The organism is Scytonema sp. PRP1, from assembly GCF_036697665.2.
Lineage (GTDB): Bacteria > Cyanobacteriota > Cyanobacteriia > Cyanobacteriales > Nostocaceae > Kalymmatonema > Kalymmatonema gypsitolerans.
Genome location: NZ_JBAHYJ020000108.1, coordinates 1 through 15,117, shown reverse-complemented (window position 1 = coordinate 15,117; position 15,117 = coordinate 1). Strand labels below are relative to the sequence as shown.

The window sequence follows — 15,117 nt, the reverse complement described above, 5'->3', positions numbered from 1 at the left end:
TCAACACCACATTTAACACTCGATTTATACAAAAGCTGCTCTTTATTTACTACACATTTTGCGACATTGTTTGACAATTCTTGCTTCCACCAGGGCAGTCGGCTCTTGCACCTTGCGCCACAAGCGTTAAGTTCGGATCGAGCCTACCCTACTACATATGTCATCCGGGGCTTTTGCCAAATTGATTGCTGCCTGCAAGTCCCTATCCTTGATGGGAGTGCAGATTGGGCAAACAAATATTCGGTCAGATAATTTCAAACCATCATGTTTATGACCACAGTTGCGACACATTTTAGACGAAGGATACCAACGGTCAACCATGTCGAGCTTGGTTCCGTAAGCTGGGGCTTTGTATTCCAACTTGTCTCCTGTCCTTCATCACTTCTATTTATTGTTTTAAGAATAAATAACATTTGCTTCTGTCTGTAAGGTTACCTAAAGTGAAAATTAGGTTCAGGAGTTGATGGCTTAGACAATACGACAACAAACAAGTCAACAACTCTATTTCACCAGGTATCGATTCAGACAACAGTTGACAGGAGATGCATCATGAAAACTCAAAAAACCCCTACCACTAACACCACAAAAACTATTGTAGAACTACCTCAAAAAGAGCAACCACAAACCCCAGATGAATCGACTTTTGGTCAGCGTCTTGCTGACGCTATGGCAGCCAAGGTCGGTTCTTGGAGCTTTCTCACAGTGCAGACAGGTATCCTAGGAGCATGGGTTACTTTGAACATGATGCCTGGAGTACCGCATTGGGACCAACAGCCATTCATCTTGCTTAACCTCGTCTTCTCCTTTGCCTCTGCTTACACTGCACCGGTAGTACTTATGAGCCAAAACCGTCAGTCAGAGGAAGACCGCAAAAATGCCGAAATTGATCACGCCATAAACCGCAAAGCAGCATACGGTATTGAACTCCTGCACGAGAAAATAGATGCTTTGCAAGAACAACATCGTTTGGAGTTGGCGCAACTGCGGGAACAGCAACAGCAACATCCTCAAGAAGTGAGAGTGAATGTAGGTTCAACCTCAAAACAGCAAGTCCAGAGCAAAGCATTCGATAGTACGACTGCAATCGAAGTTCAAAAGAACAATATTATCTATCTCAAACCAGTTATGGATACCCATAATGTAGTCGTTAAAGTGGTTCGCAAACCAGAATAAGTGCAACACCTAACATTTTCAAAGGCAAATCTCTTTAGGAACACCAAATGAGTACATTACTAACTGCGATCTCCGCAGGTGTTGCCACCTTTGTAGCTACCAACATTGATGATATTGTTATCCTAACCCTGCTATTTGCCCAAGTGAATACCTCGCTTCGTAGTCGCCACATTGTAGCAGGGCAGTATCTGGGCTTTACAGTGTTAGTTGCTATCAGCCTACTAGGATTTTTCGGGAACTTCATGCTGCCAAGTGTTTGGATGGATGTTTCTGGCTTTATACCCATTGCCATTGGTTTGAATCGTCTGGTAAATCTAGAAGAGGATAATTCAGATGAACAGCCAGCAATGCGGTCTTCTGTTTCCTTTCCTATCCGTATGTTGTCTCCTCAAACCTATAGCGTGGCAGCGATAACTATTGCTAACGGTGGTGACAATGTTGGAATCTATATGCCGTTGTTTGCCAACACTCAACTCACAAGTCTGCTAGTGATTCTGAGTGTATTTTTTGTGCTAGTTGCAGTCTGGTGCTACGCAGCTTACCTATTAACTCACAATAAGGCGATTGCGCAAAGCGCAGTGGCAAAGCCAATCGCCCTGATTATTGATCGCTACGGCAACTCGCTAGTCCCATTCCTTTTGATTGGTTTAGGTGTGTATATTGCCTTGGACAGCTTGGCGCTAGCAGTATTGTCAGTTGCAGTTGTGTTTCTTGGTTGGATGAGTTTTAGCTCTTTGCGCGATCGCGTCCCCTCAGCTTAGTCAAAAGTTGAGATATGTAAATTGTCCGGTGTAGAGCATGAAACAAAATTTCAAATTTTAGTCATTCATCCTCTTTAAGGAAGAATTGCTAACTTGAAAATAAATAAAAATTATGAATTGATTATGGCTTGACTTAGCTCAACAGCAATCCTAATTTATTTCAAACAAAATTTATCATACTGTTCCCCCTTTCTTTCTTCGCGCTGTTTGCATCTAGGCTGTAGAATCAGATTGAGCGTAGGTGGTTCATTTTAGATAGGATTCGTATATAGCAATCCGATTTGATTCGTGAAAAACAAGATCCCCGACAACTCTTACGAAGTCGGGGAGCTGAAGGCTAGCCAAATTTCATAAATGAAATAAGATTGCTAGATGCAGTTAGAGTTTTCAGATTCCTACACAAAACCTACTCTTATTATTTTGATAAAAAACAATATTTGATTGAATCGAAAGTAGTTGGATATAGTAAAGTATATCTCTTGGCTTATAAAAAAACTTTTCCACCGAACTAACATAATCCTGAATGGAAAAGATTCAATCTCATAAAACAGAAAAGGAGAACAATCGTGAGAATCTTTAAGGCAATTTTGGTGTTTCTTTTCCTGCTGGTCAACTTAGTCATTGCTCAACCTTCCTTTGCAGACCCCATCGCGGAAAAAAGCCCTGAGTATGCTCAAATCACTCAACAACTCAGCCAACTCTCACAGTCAAGGAGTAACCCGTCAGCAGTTGGATACAACACCGCAGAGGAACTTCAGCAGAAAATCTCTGATTTGCAGTTCCAGAAATATGTGATGGAAACCACAGAAGACTGGGGCGTTTGCCGCAATGAAACTGGCAGAACACTAGCTGTCTACGCTCACAAACCCAGCAAATACAGTTCTGTCAACACCCTCTTTTACCTAGGAAATGGTAAAAAGACAGATGATGAATGGGACTGTGATGGTATTTACCTGCCAAGTGGTGTGAACGTAGCTGGTATCAGCGTTCCATCTGGAGAAAATCAAGAGCAAGGAGGACAGCCTCTATTTGTCAAGATAGTAGATGGAACTCAGTTAGTGGCTAGAACCAATCCATTAACTGGCGAAATTGAATTGAATGCTCCTCCTGCTGGTGTTTTCCTCGCAGGTGAGTTGAACCCAGCACTGCCGAATTTGTCCCAAGCGCAAATTGACGCACAAGTTCCCAACGCACCGATTGATTAATTAAGTTTCAGGCGATGTAGGGGCGCAGTGCCTTGCGCTCCAAAAGGAGTAGGGTGTGGAGATGAAACAAGTCTCTCACCCTACACCCTTTTTTAACAGTGAACAGTGACCAGTGAACAGTGACCAGTGAACAGTGAACAGTGAACAGTGAACAGTGACCAGTGAACAGTGACCAGTAAACAGTGAACAGTGAACAGTGACCAGTGACCAGTGAACAGTGAGAAGATTGACTTGGGACATCTTGATACTGCGGGTACTTGATAACTGATAACTGATAACTGATAACTGATTTAACGTCTTCCTCCCTGAATTTGGTCAAAAACAGTTCCATCTGCAAAGAACTTCTTCTGAACTGCGTCCCAGCCACCAAAGTTTGCGACTGTGTAGAGTTTGCCAATCTTGGGGTACTGCTTCTGTGTTTCGCTAGCTACTGTAGAGTTAACAGGGCGAAACCCGACTTTGGCGAATTCCCGTTGTGCCTCTGGTGTGTATAGGAACTTGACAAAAGCTTCCGCTACTTGCCGAGTACCGCGTTTATCCACCACTTTATCCACCACAGCAACCGGGGCGTCAATCGAAATGTTGACTTGCGGAATCACTGTGGGATTGTTAGATTCACCTTTCTGTTTAGCTAGGATCTCCTCATTTTCATAGTTCAACAACACGTCTCCTTGATTTCGCTTGTAGAAAGTATCACTGGCTTCCCGCGCATCCTTTGGTAGCACAGGGACATTTTTGTAAACCTTAGAGACATAATCGAGGGCTTTTGCATCATTCCCTCCAGATTGAGTGACTGCACCCCACAGTCCCAAGAAGTTCCAACGGGCACCTCCAGAAGTTTTAGGATTGGCAGTGATGACAGTGACTCCTGGTTTAACCAAGTCTTCCCAGCTTTTAATTTGTTTAGGATTCCCTGGACGAGTCACCAACGCAATCACTGACTTAGTGACGATCGCATTATTAGGAGCCTCTTTTTCCCAGCCGGGACCGATTAAACCTGCCTTCTGGATTTGGTTTATATCCAGTCCTAGGGCTAGCGCTACTACATCTGCTTCTAAGCCATCAATGACTGCTCGTGCTTGGGAACCAGAACCGCCGTAACTTTCGCGAATACTGACGTCCTGCTTACGCTCTTGCTTCCACTTTTTTACAAACAGAGGAATGATTCTTGAGTAAGCCTCTTTAGTTACAGCGTAGGAAACCAGAGTTAATTCAACTGGTTTTTGGTTCTGACTGATGAGTTCAGGTTTCCTGCTAGAAGCCGGGTTTTGCAAGGTAATTCCAGCATAGACGGGTACGGCGGCACTGATGCTCAAACCAGCAGCAATGAACAGGGTGCGGGTGCGGGTTGAAGACTTTTGCGACGGTTTCAACAAAGATTTCAAAGCGTTAAACAGATGCATGATTTCGGACTCCTCACAATTCAATATACGGTTATTCGATGGAAAAATGTCTGTTTATTGATTTAATACAATTTCATATAGCAATACAAAAATCAAGTATCTGTGCTGCTTAATACTTGCAAAATTAATTTATTAAGATTAAATTTGGAAAATTTATTACTATAGGGGGTTGATTGACTGAGTAGGGTGTGGAAACAGGTGAAGAATTTCCCGTTTCCCTCCGTGACAGTTTGAGGTGATAGCGGCTTTGTCAAGGGTATTTACACTTAAGAATATTACAAAAACTGATGTAAAAAACTTCTTGCTTGAAAACAACGCTTGCGTAATATCTACATACATTATTTTTGATACGAAAAATTAGCCATAAAGTTAGTTTTTTAAGAATGTCGCTTCAGTCTGTATTCCTCAGAAAATTGCGGAATGAGACAGTGAATTTTTGTAGAATGAAACATTCATGCCAGATCAATTGAGCTATTTTAGATTATCTTGATCCCACAGCCACTAGTCTCAAGTTCAGAGTTTCAATATCCATGTGCCAACTGCTGGGAATGAATTGTAACGTCCCAACCGATATTTGCTTTTCTTTTGAGGGCTTTTCGGCGCGAGGAGGAAAAACTGACGACCATCGCGATGGTTGGGGTATTGCTTTCTTTGAAGGGAAAGGATGTCGAATTTTGTTAGATGATAAGCCCTCCGTCTTTTCTCCTGTAGCTGAGTTGGTGCGACACTATCCCATCCACTCTACTCATGTGATTGCCCATATCCGCAAAGCAACTCAGGGTGAAGTGGTTTTGGAAAACTGCCATCCCTTCCGTCGTGAGTTGTGGGGAAGGTACTGGGTCTTTGCGCACAACGGAGATTTGCCAGATTTTCATCCTCAGGATCTGAACTTTTATCAACCTGTGGGTAAGACAGATAGTGAAAAAGCTTTTTGTCTGATACTGGATCATCTCAGAAAATGCTTCCCTCACAGTAAGCCTCCTTTGAAGGAACTTTACTCAGTCCTCAGGGATGTCACTCAACCTTTAGCAGAAAAGGGTATTTTTAACTACTTGCTTTCGGATGGTGAACATTTTTTTGCTCACTGTTCGACAAAACTCAGTTACATTGTACGTCAAGCGCCTTTTGCGGCTGCTCATTTAATTGACCAAGACGTAACTGTTGATTTTAGTGAATTGACGACTCCGAGCGATCGCGTTGCTGTTATCGCCACCACTCCCCTGACTGACAACGAGGTTTGGACGCAAATCCTACCCGGAGAACTGCTCGTATTTCAAGACGGCTTCCCCCAAAAGTTTGAATAACTGGTTCTTACAATTGAAGTATTCTAAAAATCTTCACTTTTCCCATCAAGAAAGTGAAGATTTTCTCTTGCTTTTTTAGCTGCTTGTAAGTATTATCTCTTACAATAAACTATAATTCCGGTGAGTTCACAGATATACCGTAAGATTACTGGGGTATGGCTTAAGATGTCAGGGGAAAATAACATGGGTTTTTGGCACCATCTTTTGAAACAGTCACGGCAAATATTCTTAAAAATTACTAATAAATTTAGGCTTAATTCTATAAAAGGCTTTCTATCACTGTTTTTGGTAGGAGTAAGCTTGAGTGTAGCGATCGCTGCTTGTAGTAACGGCGCGAGTAATTCTTCCAGTAGCACTGATGCAGGTGGTTCCACCGCAACTCCTGTGTCTGCCAATAAGCAGGATGTGAAAGTCACTCTTGTTTCGTTTGCTGTCACTAAAGCAGCTCACGATGCTATTATTCCAAAATTTGTCGAACAATGGAAGAAAGAACATAATCAAAATGTCTCCTTCGAGCAAAGCTACGGAGGGTCTGGTTCTCAAACTCGTGCTGTGATTGATGGTTTGGAAGCAGATATTGTTCACTTGGCACTTGCCTTAGATACCCAAAAAATTGAGAAGGCTGGATTAATTTCGCCAGGATGGGAGAAGGAATTTCCCAATAATGGCATTGTCTCTAAATCTGTTGCCGCATTAGTCACTCGTCCAGGTAATCCAAAAGGCATCAAAACTTGGGCAGATTTGGCAAAGGATGATGTAAAACTCATTACTGCTGACCCCAAAACTTCTGGTATCGCTCGCTGGAATTTTTTAGCGCTTTGGAATTCAGTAATCAAAACTGGTGGAACAGACCAAAAAGCACTAGAGTTTGTGACAAAAGTTTACAAAAATGTCCCTATCTTGACAAAAGATGCTCGTGAAGCAACTGATATCTTTGCTAAACGGAGCCAAGGAGATGCTTTGATCAACTACGAAAACGAAATTGTTCTGGCGCAACAAAAGGGCGAAAAAGTAGATTACCTGATTCCTGATGTAAACATCTCCATCGACAATCCAATCGCAATTGTAGACAAGAATGTCGATAAACACGGTGTCCGTGAAGTTGCTGAAGCTTTTGTCAAATACCTGTATACACCGGAAGCACAACAGGAGTTTGCCAAAGTCGGATTTCGACCTGTAGAGGAAACAGCACAGACGAAACAACTCGCAGACAAATATCCCAAAGTTAAAAACTTAGGGACAGTGAGTGACTACGGCGGATGGGATGCTGTCCAAAAGAAATTTTTTGCAGATGGTGCAGTTTTTGACCAAATTCAATCAAAAAGATAAATCGTCATTAGTCATTGGTCATTAGTCATTGGTCATTAGCAACTGCTCCCCAACTTTCCTTACTTCCTTACCACTTATGGCTCTATCTTCACCTCCATCACGTCAGCAAAAACTTATTCGTCAAAAACCTCAGGGTTGGAAAAAGTACCTGCGTGATTTGTCTAATATTCCTTGGACATGGCGGATTACGTTCGCATACCTGACCGTGATGTTGTTCATCCCAATACTTGCTATGTTGCTGAAGGCAAGTAGTGAACCTCCTGCTCGGTTTTGGGAAATCGCGACTAATCCACTCGCATTAGCAACATATGAGGTGACTTTTGTTACAGCCATAGGAGCCGCCCTGATCAATGGTTTCTTTGGAACTCTGATTGCTTGGGTTCTCGTCCGCTATCAATTTCCCTTCAAACGGGTGCTTGATGCCACCGTGGACCTCCCATTTTCCTTACCAACTGCGGTGGCAGGGCTAACCTTAGCAACAGTCTACAGCGATAATGGTTGGATTGGCTCACTAGTGGCACCGTTTGGGATTAAGGTCTCTTTTACCCGCTTGGGCGTGGGGGTAGCAATGATATTCATCTCGTTACCTTTTGTGGTACGGACGGTGCAACCAGTCCTTATGGAAATGGAAAAGGAAATAGAAGAAGCAGCTTGGAGCTTAGGTGCGTCTCAATGGCAAACTTTCACCAAAGTGATTTTGCCACCGTTGTTACCCTCTATTTTGACTGGTGTTGCCTTAGGTTTTGCACGTGCAGTTGGGGAGTATGGTTCGACTGTAATTATCGCTTCCAATACTCCTTTCAAAGATTTGATCGCACCTGTACTCATTTTCCAAAGATTGGAACAGTATGACTATTCCGGTGCCACTGTCATTGGCATAGTACTACTGGTCATTTCTCTGTTGATACTGCTGGGAATCAATATGTTACAAGCTTGGGGAAGAAGATATGACGTCAAATAATGATGGTTTTGTGCAACCACACTTTCATACAGCGACATCACAGCCAAGCAATCAAAAGCAAATTAAGCCTAAGAGTTTGGCTCCAGCTATTCTCATTGGAGTAGCAGTGTTGTATTTAACTTTAGTGCTGTACCTTCCTGCGCTCAATGTCTTTGTTCAAGCTTTCCATAAAGGGATTGGTGTGTTTTTCTCCAATCTGACGCGCCCAGAATTTACTCATGCAGCCTGGTTAACATTAATACTAGCTATTATTACTGTACCAATAAATACGGTGTTTGGTTTATGTGCAGCTATGGCGATCGCCCGCAATAGCTTCCCAGGTCGCGCTCTTCTTTTGAGTATTATTGACCTGCCGTTTTCAATCTCGCCTGTGGTTGCGGGATTGATGATTGTGCTCCTCTACGGGCGAAATGGGTGGTTTGGTCCTTGGTTACAGGCACTTGATATTAAGGTCGTCTTTGCTTTTCCAGGTATGGTGCTGGCTACAGCATTTGTGAGTTTGCCGTTTGTCGCCCGCGAAGTGATCCCCATTCTTGAGGAGTTAGGTAACGACCAAGAAGAAGCAGCCAGAACACTAGGTGCGAAAGATTGGCAGATATTTTGGCGCGTAACTCTACCGAATATTCGTTGGGGGCTACTCTACGGGGTGATTTTGACCAATGCCAGATCCATGGGTGAATTTGGTGCGATCGCAGTCGTCTCTGGAAACATTGCCCGGAAAACTCAAAGCTTACCATTATACGTGGAAGACGCTTACAAACAGTATGAAACTGAAGCAGCCTTCTCAGTTGCTGTTGTGTTAACGCTGCTAGCAGTTGTGACTTTGGTGCTTAAAGAGTTTTTAGAACGCAAAGCAGGCATCAAAGCGAAACATTAAAAGATGGCAAGTGAACCGATATCAGCTATGGTTTCAGACGATCAGCTTACCCACAAACGAATTCGGTTGAGAATTCCAAAAGACTATCACCAGGAACCTGTCATTTCTCGCCTGGTGTCAAACTACGGTCTCACTGTGAATATCACTGCTGCTATATTGGGAGCCAATGGTATTGGAGATGGTTGGTTTGACCTGGATTTACAGGGAACTTCTACACAAATTGAGAGTGCGCTGACTTACATCAATGACTTAGATTTGGAAATTTGGCATGACATCGATACAGCGAGTTGGTGAAATTTAAGAAGAACACAGAACACAGAACGCAGGTTCGGTATCCCCATAAATAAATGCGCTTAAAATTGCCTGAGTCGTGTTTCCTCCCAGGCTTGAAAGCACCCTCGCTTCCACACATCCCAACAAGGCTTTAGAAGTATGAAGTTTTTATCTATGATTAATTTTTTCTCCTTTCATTCTTAATTCTTCATTCTTAATTTCTATGGTTGCACCAGCTTTTAAAAGCAGCAATACCACAAAGATGCGCCTACGCCTACATATTCCCGGACGTTACCAGCAGGAACCTGTGATTTCTCGGCTGATTGCCATTCACGGTTTAGTCGTTAATATTACGGGGGCAATGCTGGGAAAACATACTAATGGAGAAGGACGCTTTGATTTAGAAATTCGTGGAACTGTGCCACAAATTAGGCACGGTTTGGCTTACCTGGAATCTTTAAATCTAAAAATTGTAGGTAAGCCAAACGCTGATGGAGATAGCTGGTATTGCTGATATGTCTGAAACTAAATTTCATAATGCCAAAGTTCTTCTTGTTTCAAGACAATCCGATGCAGGGGGAGACGAGAAATCAAGCCCTGTTCCTCTAATTGAGTGAGGATACGTGTGATTGTCACGCGAGTTGAATTGAGCATATCAGCAATGTCTTGATGAGTGAGGCGCAAATCAATTAAATGTCCAGTTTCTACTTCTCGACCAAATTTTTTGCCTAACCAAGCCAAAAGTTTAATGAGCATAATTTCCACCGTTTTATAGCTACGAATAACCATCAGTTCTTCCGCCTGTTGAATGTGGGCAAGCATAACATCTGTTAATGGAAACCACCCTTCTAAAGGCAAGATTGTCGCCTCTACTTTAGTAAGAGACTCAATCTGATATGGTTCTACCTTAGAAAATGCTTGACCAACAATATCTCCGGCTCCCCAAACTCCTAAAGTGACAAGTGTACCGTCTTCATGCCAAGTGACAATCCGCACAACTCCTGTTTCAATTTTCCACAGACTATTTTGCCGTACTGGCAAGAATGAACGCGGCTTAAAGGTGTGTTTAGTGTTTTGACCAGATGGATGAGGAAAACGAGATGAAATAGTCATTGTTGTCTGAAATACCATTTTTCCGATAAACTAACCGTAGTTTATAACTATATCAATTTCCGGGAGGATATACTATGGGCATTGTAGTTGAGAATATAACTAAACAGTACGGTTCTTTCCATGCTGTTGACAATGTGAGTTTAGAAGTGAAAACAGGGTCTCTTGTGGCGCTGTTAGGACCTTCTGGCTCAGGAAAATCAACTTTGTTACGGATGATTGCGGGGTTAGAAACTCCTGATTCCGGTGAAATCTGGCTGATTGGTGAAAATGCGACTTATAAGTCTGTGCAAGACCGCCACATAGGCTTTGTATTTCAGCATTACGCTTTATTTAAACACCTAACGGTGCGCCAGAACATCGGTTTTCCATTGGAAATCCGTAAGGTTCCCAAAAGTAAGATTCAGGCGCGAGTCGAGGAACTTTTGGAGTTAGTGCAGTTGCGGGGATTTGGCGATCGCTATCCTTCCCAACTCTCTGGAGGTCAACGCCAACGGGTGGCGCTTGCAAGATCATTGGCGGTTCAGCCGAGCATATTGTTGTTGGATGAACCATTTGGAGCGTTAGATGCTAAAGTCCGTAAAGAATTAAGGGCGCAGTTACGAAAATTGCATGAAGACGTTCATGTAACAACTGTACTTGTCACCCACGACCAAGAAGAAGCGATGGAAGTTGCAGACCAAATTGTGGTGATGAATCATGGTCGGGTAGAGCAAATTGGTAGCTCTGCGGAGATTTATGACCAGCCAGCATCACCTTTTGTGATGAGTTTTATTGGTCCAGTGAATGTTCTTCCTAGTAATACTGGTATTCTGCCAGACAGCGATTTAACCCTTCGCACCAACGAGCAGGTATTTTTGCGCCCTCATGACATTCTGATTCACACGAGTCCTGCTGAGGATACTGCGCCTGCCAAAGTGTATCGCATTATTAACTTAGGTTGGGAAATTCGGGTCGAGTTGGTTCTCAAGTCTGGTGAAACACTAACTGCTTTCCTCAGCCGGGAGCATTTTACTAAGCTCAACATTAGAGAGGAGCAGCGTGTTTATATTAAATCCAAGCAGGCAAAGGTATTTCCTACTTATGCGATGAATTGAGCCAAAGCAGTGTAACCTACGCCACTTGACTGCTTAGCAGTACAAGTGGAGATTTCCCAAAGGCTGTGTTAAAAAATTTGTGCAAAAACTTCAACGCCGAGCCAGATGGCTCGGCGTTGGAATTAAGATACAATTGAGGGAAAATCTGGCAGTTAAAGCCGATTCTGGGAGAGTCCTCGCGTCAGAGACGCACGCTGCGCGTTAGAGCTCGCTCCTCTGTAGGAAACACGCTGAAATTCACGCCGCATTAAAAAATACTTTTGAATAGAGCTATATAAAGATTTGTAACAACGCCTGAAATCCTCGCTCTAGAATAATGACAGCCTTAACGAGTGAACTTGATTTGTACCGAGCAGACTTGAAAAAACCCACCCCCTACCCCCTAAGCGCAAGCAAGGAGGGGGATTAATAAGTTTTCATGGGTAATGGTGTAAGCAGTTCATGATGCACGAGGTTTGATATACATCACCTTTCGTTAGAGGCATTTTGGCAATGAGTCAAGTTCTTATTAATGACACAACACTGCGCGATGGTGAACAAGCCGCTGGTATTGCTTTTAACTTAGAGGAGAAAGTGGCGATCGCGGCTATTCTCGACACCATCGGCGTTCACGAGTTAGAAGTCGGTATTCCGGCGATGGGTGAGGAAGAACAACGAGCGATATCGCTCATTTCCGGCTTGGGTTTGCAAGCACAACTACTCGGGTGGAACCGCGCTGTCATATCAGATATTCAGGCTTCTATTGCTTGTGGCTTGAAGCGAGTGCATATTTCCATTCCGGTTTCCCAAATCCAAATTGCCGCGAAATTTCACGGTCAATCGCAGGTGGTTTTGCAAAAACTTAAAGATAGTATTAGCTTCGCTGTTGATCAAGGTCTGTTTGTATCCGTGGGAGGAGAAGATTCCACAAGAGCAGACGAAAACTTCCTCCAAGATGTAGCACATTCTGCTCAAGAATGGGGTGCATCGCGGTTTCGTTTTTGTGACACCGTAGGCATTCTCGACCCTTTCACGACTTACGATAAAGTTAAGCAATTGGTGATGGCATTGTCGATTCCTGTGGAAATGCACACCCACAATGATTTTGGTTTAGCAACTGCCAATGCCCTTGCTGGTATCAAAGCAGGAGCCTTATCAGTAAATACAACAGTAAACGGGTTAGGCGAACGAGCCGGAAATGCAGCATTAGAAGAAGTTGTCATGGCTCTCAAATGCATTCACGGCATTGATTTGGGTATTGACACTTCTGGTCTGTTGGAAGTCTCGCGACTTGTCGCAGCGGCATCAGGTGCCAATGTACCGCCTTGGAAGGCAATTGTTGGTGAAAATACCTTCGCTCATGAATCCGGAATTCATGCCCACGGTGTGTTGCAAAATCCGAGCACTTATGAGCCATTTGCTCCCGAAGAGGTAGGGTGGGAGCGGCGTTTGGTTGTGGGTAAACATTCTGGTGGGGCATTGCTATCGAGCGTACTACAGCAGTACGGTATCATTCTCAACAAAGAACAAACCCAGTCTGTGTTGGAGGCGGTACGCAAAGAGTCGGTAGAGAAAAAACGTAGCCTCACGACACAAGAACTTTTGCAGTTAGCACAAGCACAGGGACATTTGCAGGTACATCTTTGAATTAGAATGCTGGTCGGTTGGGCGATAGTTATCACCTTCCCGCAGAATCTCGGTCTTTGTACGCTGAGACTGCTTTGAGAACTCCAAAGAGAAGTCTGCGCTCCTCCTTTAAAGTTTGAAATCTGACCCATCGTTGTTCTTTTCTAGGCATCATACCAAATTGATTGGTAATGGAGGGGTTAGGTTGGTAAGATTGTACCAACCGTAATTTCATCAAAAGAGGATCTTTGTAAGTCCCACTATGAAAAGAAGACAACTTTTTGCCTTTATAAGCATTGCAGTTGCTAGCTTGTTGCTTGCAATTGGCTTGCGATTGTTTGATCCATCTCCTGTCATAGCACAGTCAAACGGCAACCTACTTGTATCTGCTGCTGCCAGCCTCAAAGATGCGCTAGGGGAAATTAATACTCTTTACCAACAAAGTAAACCGGGTGTCAACATAAGCTATAACTTTGGCGCTTCCGGTGCCTTACAGCAACAAATTGAGCAAGGCGCACCCGCAGATGTTTTTATCTCTGCTGCAAAAAAGCAAATGGATGCTTTGGAGCAAAAAGGCTTGCTGGTTCCGGGTACCCTTGCCAACCTAGCGAATAACCGTCTGGTTTTGGTTGTACCCAGTAACTCTACAGGTGTCACCAGCTTCAACACATTGGCAGATCCCAAGGTGAAGAAAATTGCGATCGGCGAACCCAGGAGTGTCCCAGCTGGGCAATATGCCGAGCAAGTTTTGCAGAAATTGAACATTTATGACAAGATCAAGAGCAAATTGGTCTTGGCTAACAATGTACGTCAAGTCTTAACATCAGTAGAAAGTGGCAACGCCGATGCAGGTCTGGTTTATGCCTCCGATGCCAAAATCTCTGATAAGGTGAAAGTCGCCGTCGTTGTTGACGATAAATACCACTCCCCGATTGTTTACCCTATGGCAGTGCTTAAAAGCAGTAAAAATGTTAACGCAGCCAAGGAGTTTGTCCAGTTTTTATCTAGTGATCCAGCTAAGACTGTACTAAACAAATATGGGTTTATTGTGTGAACCAGCGCTGCAGGAGGTGAGACCAGTGCTGCAGGAGGGTTTCCCAACAGAGGCAACTGGCGTAAGCGCAAAGCGCACGCCAAGGGCGAACGCGTAGCGTCTCCGTTCGGCGCAGCCGTGCCGCAGGCTCAGGAGATACCCGAAGGGGTCTCCCGACCTAGGCGACTGGTGTTGGCGCAGCCTCTCCGGAGGAGATACCCGAAGGGCAAGCATCAAAAGTACCAGCAACAAGCCGTTAAACTGTTGCAGATTTAACTGGCGTATCAAGCGAGTAAGTGGTAAGTGAGGAGTGGAGATTGGAAATTTTTTACAGTCCATTCCCTACTCCCCAACATGATGAAAATTTTAGGCTATCTCATTGGGCTACCATCGGTAAAATAGACAAATCTGATAAAAATGTTTTTATTTATACTTTTTTATTTTTAAGTACGGTTACAGAATGAGTAGATAAAATGTCACTCGACCTCATTTACCTTTTGAATGTCGTTGAAAACTGTCTAACTGTATATATGAATTTCTTACCAACTTATTTATTATTAAGTTGGTGGTTAGTCAATTTATCAGAAACTAAAATTCTGCCAAAAAGCAAGACACGAATTCTGAGTCTGTCTCAATGGGTGTTACTTTTTAAATTTTGAATGACTTATGCCTCTTGACCTTTCCCCTCTATGGATATCGCTAAAAACCTCCATATTTGCAACATTTATTACCTTTTTTATAGGTATTGCTGCTGCCTATTGGATGCTGGGATATCGAGGAAAAGGGAAATGTTTGATTGAGGGAATCTTCGTTGCTCCTCTGATTTTACCTCCCACGGTCGTTGGCTTTTTGTTGCTACTGCTGTTTGGCAAAAATGGTCCCGTGGGGAAACTCATGGAGCCTTTGGGCTTTAGTGTCGTTTTTACCTGGTATGGTGCGGCGATCGCTGCCACAGTGGTTGCCTTTCCATTAATGTATAAAACTGC

16 protein-coding genes are annotated in these 15,117 nt (G+C 43.5%); 13 read left to right on the top strand and 3 right to left on the bottom strand.

The annotated features are described in order from the left end of the window. Positions 1–126 precede the first annotated feature (126 nt). Positions 127–360, bottom strand: a complete 234-nt coding sequence (locus V5G28_RS28645) for a zinc ribbon domain-containing protein (RefSeq protein WP_332996776.1) — start codon at positions 358–360, stop codon at positions 127–129. 189 nt (positions 361–549) lie between these two features. Between V5G28_RS28645 and V5G28_RS28640 the strand changes: the two genes are divergently transcribed. The 3 genes from V5G28_RS28640 (at position 550) to V5G28_RS28630 (ending at position 3,139) form a co-directional block, all read left to right on the top strand. Continuing rightward, the gene (locus V5G28_RS28640) at positions 550–1,173 is read left to right on the top strand and encodes a DUF1003 domain-containing protein (RefSeq protein WP_332996774.1); all 624 of its coding nucleotides are present in this window, start codon (positions 550–552) and stop codon (positions 1,171–1,173) included. A gap of 47 nt (positions 1,174–1,220) precedes the next feature. After that, positions 1,221–1,934, top strand: coding sequence for a cadmium resistance transporter (locus V5G28_RS28635; protein ID WP_332996773.1), 714 nt, complete (start codon positions 1,221–1,223; stop codon positions 1,932–1,934). Between the two features lie 566 nt (positions 1,935–2,500). Next, the gene (locus V5G28_RS28630) at positions 2,501–3,139 is read left to right on the top strand and encodes a hypothetical protein (protein WP_332996771.1); all 639 of its coding nucleotides are present in this window, start codon (positions 2,501–2,503) and stop codon (positions 3,137–3,139) included. 290 nt (positions 3,140–3,429) lie between these two features. Here V5G28_RS28630 and V5G28_RS28625 read toward each other — a convergent pair whose 3' ends face one another. After that, positions 3,430–4,542: a sulfate ABC transporter substrate-binding protein gene (locus V5G28_RS28625; protein WP_332996769.1), complete on the bottom strand. Its 1,113-nt coding sequence runs from the start codon at positions 4,540–4,542 to the stop codon at positions 3,430–3,432. Positions 4,543–5,072: 530 nt separating this feature from the next. Between V5G28_RS28625 and V5G28_RS28620 the strand changes: the two genes are divergently transcribed. The 6 genes from V5G28_RS28620 (at position 5,073) to V5G28_RS28595 (ending at position 9,800) form a co-directional block, all read left to right on the top strand. Next, entirely contained in the window at positions 5,073–5,846 is a 774-nt protein-coding gene (locus V5G28_RS28620) for a class II glutamine amidotransferase (protein WP_332996767.1), read from the top strand. Between the two features lie 183 nt (positions 5,847–6,029). Continuing rightward, positions 6,030–7,175: a sulfate ABC transporter substrate-binding protein gene (locus tag V5G28_RS28615; protein ID WP_332996807.1), complete on the top strand. Its 1,146-nt coding sequence runs from the start codon at positions 6,030–6,032 to the stop codon at positions 7,173–7,175. 76 nt (positions 7,176–7,251) lie between these two features. Next, on the top strand, positions 7,252–8,136 hold the full coding sequence (cysT, locus tag V5G28_RS28610) for a sulfate ABC transporter permease subunit CysT (RefSeq protein WP_332996765.1): 885 nt from the start codon (positions 7,252–7,254) through the stop codon (positions 8,134–8,136). Continuing rightward, positions 8,123–9,013, top strand: a complete 891-nt coding sequence (gene cysW / locus V5G28_RS28605; RefSeq protein WP_332996763.1) for a sulfate ABC transporter permease subunit CysW — start codon at positions 8,123–8,125, stop codon at positions 9,011–9,013. Before cysT ends, cysW begins: the two co-directional genes overlap by 14 nt. A 27-nt stretch (positions 9,014–9,040) precedes the next feature. Continuing rightward, complete coding sequence (locus V5G28_RS28600) at positions 9,041–9,307, top strand: NIL domain-containing protein (protein WP_332996761.1); 267 nt, start codon at positions 9,041–9,043, stop codon at positions 9,305–9,307. 202 nt (positions 9,308–9,509) lie between these two features. Continuing rightward, on the top strand, positions 9,510–9,800 hold the full coding sequence (locus tag V5G28_RS28595; protein WP_332996758.1) for an NIL domain-containing protein: 291 nt from the start codon (positions 9,510–9,512) through the stop codon (positions 9,798–9,800). Between the two features lie 11 nt (positions 9,801–9,811). Here the strand turns inward: V5G28_RS28595 and V5G28_RS28590 are convergent, their stop codons facing one another. Continuing rightward, the gene (locus tag V5G28_RS28590) at positions 9,812–10,399 is read right to left on the bottom strand and encodes a Crp/Fnr family transcriptional regulator (RefSeq protein ID WP_332996756.1); all 588 of its coding nucleotides are present in this window, start codon (positions 10,397–10,399) and stop codon (positions 9,812–9,814) included. A gap of 74 nt (positions 10,400–10,473) precedes the next feature. On the opposite strand from V5G28_RS28590, the gene V5G28_RS28585 reads away from it, so the two are divergent. From V5G28_RS28585 to V5G28_RS28570, 4 genes are all read left to right on the top strand, one after another. Further along, on the top strand, positions 10,474–11,493 hold the full coding sequence (locus tag V5G28_RS28585; RefSeq protein WP_332996754.1) for a sulfate/molybdate ABC transporter ATP-binding protein: 1,020 nt from the start codon (positions 10,474–10,476) through the stop codon (positions 11,491–11,493). 492 nt (positions 11,494–11,985) lie between these two features. After that, positions 11,986–13,119, top strand: a complete 1,134-nt coding sequence (gene nifV, locus V5G28_RS28580) for a homocitrate synthase (protein ID WP_332996752.1) — start codon at positions 11,986–11,988, stop codon at positions 13,117–13,119. 241 nt (positions 13,120–13,360) lie between these two features. Then, on the top strand, positions 13,361–14,152 hold the full coding sequence (gene modA, locus V5G28_RS28575; RefSeq protein WP_332996749.1) for a molybdate ABC transporter substrate-binding protein: 792 nt from the start codon (positions 13,361–13,363) through the stop codon (positions 14,150–14,152). A 645-nt stretch (positions 14,153–14,797) separates the two neighbouring features. Beyond that, on the top strand, positions 14,798–15,117 hold a 320-nt coding region (locus tag V5G28_RS28570; protein ID WP_442994302.1), incomplete at its 3' end, for a molybdate ABC transporter permease subunit.

What these genes read in the sequence shown, in the direction of transcription:
- V5G28_RS28640 (WP_332996774.1), top strand. Translation starts at nt 550, where the DNA reads ATGAAAACTCAAAAAACCCCTACCACTAACACCACAAAAACTATTGTA.
- V5G28_RS28635 (WP_332996773.1), top strand. Translation starts at nt 1,221, where the DNA reads ATGAGTACATTACTAACTGCGATCTCCGCAGGTGTTGCCACCTTTGTA.
- V5G28_RS28625 (WP_332996769.1), bottom strand. Translation starts at nt 4,542, where the DNA reads ATGCATCTGTTTAACGCTTTGAAATCTTTGTTGAAACCGTCGCAAAAG.
- V5G28_RS28620 (WP_332996767.1), top strand. Translation starts at nt 5,073, where the DNA reads ATGTGCCAACTGCTGGGAATGAATTGTAACGTCCCAACCGATATTTGC.
- V5G28_RS28615 (WP_332996807.1), top strand. Translation starts at nt 6,030, where the DNA reads ATGGGTTTTTGGCACCATCTTTTGAAACAGTCACGGCAAATATTCTTA.
- cysT (WP_332996765.1), top strand. Translation starts at nt 7,252, where the DNA reads ATGGCTCTATCTTCACCTCCATCACGTCAGCAAAAACTTATTCGTCAA.
- cysW (WP_332996763.1), top strand. Translation starts at nt 8,123, where the DNA reads ATGACGTCAAATAATGATGGTTTTGTGCAACCACACTTTCATACAGCG.
- V5G28_RS28600 (WP_332996761.1), top strand. Translation starts at nt 9,041, where the DNA reads ATGGTTTCAGACGATCAGCTTACCCACAAACGAATTCGGTTGAGAATT.
- V5G28_RS28595 (WP_332996758.1), top strand. Translation starts at nt 9,510, where the DNA reads ATGGTTGCACCAGCTTTTAAAAGCAGCAATACCACAAAGATGCGCCTA.
- V5G28_RS28590 (WP_332996756.1), bottom strand. Translation starts at nt 10,399, where the DNA reads ATGACTATTTCATCTCGTTTTCCTCATCCATCTGGTCAAAACACTAAA.
- V5G28_RS28585 (WP_332996754.1), top strand. Translation starts at nt 10,474, where the DNA reads ATGGGCATTGTAGTTGAGAATATAACTAAACAGTACGGTTCTTTCCAT.
- nifV (WP_332996752.1), top strand. Translation starts at nt 11,986, where the DNA reads ATGAGTCAAGTTCTTATTAATGACACAACACTGCGCGATGGTGAACAA.
- modA (WP_332996749.1), top strand. Translation starts at nt 13,361, where the DNA reads ATGAAAAGAAGACAACTTTTTGCCTTTATAAGCATTGCAGTTGCTAGC.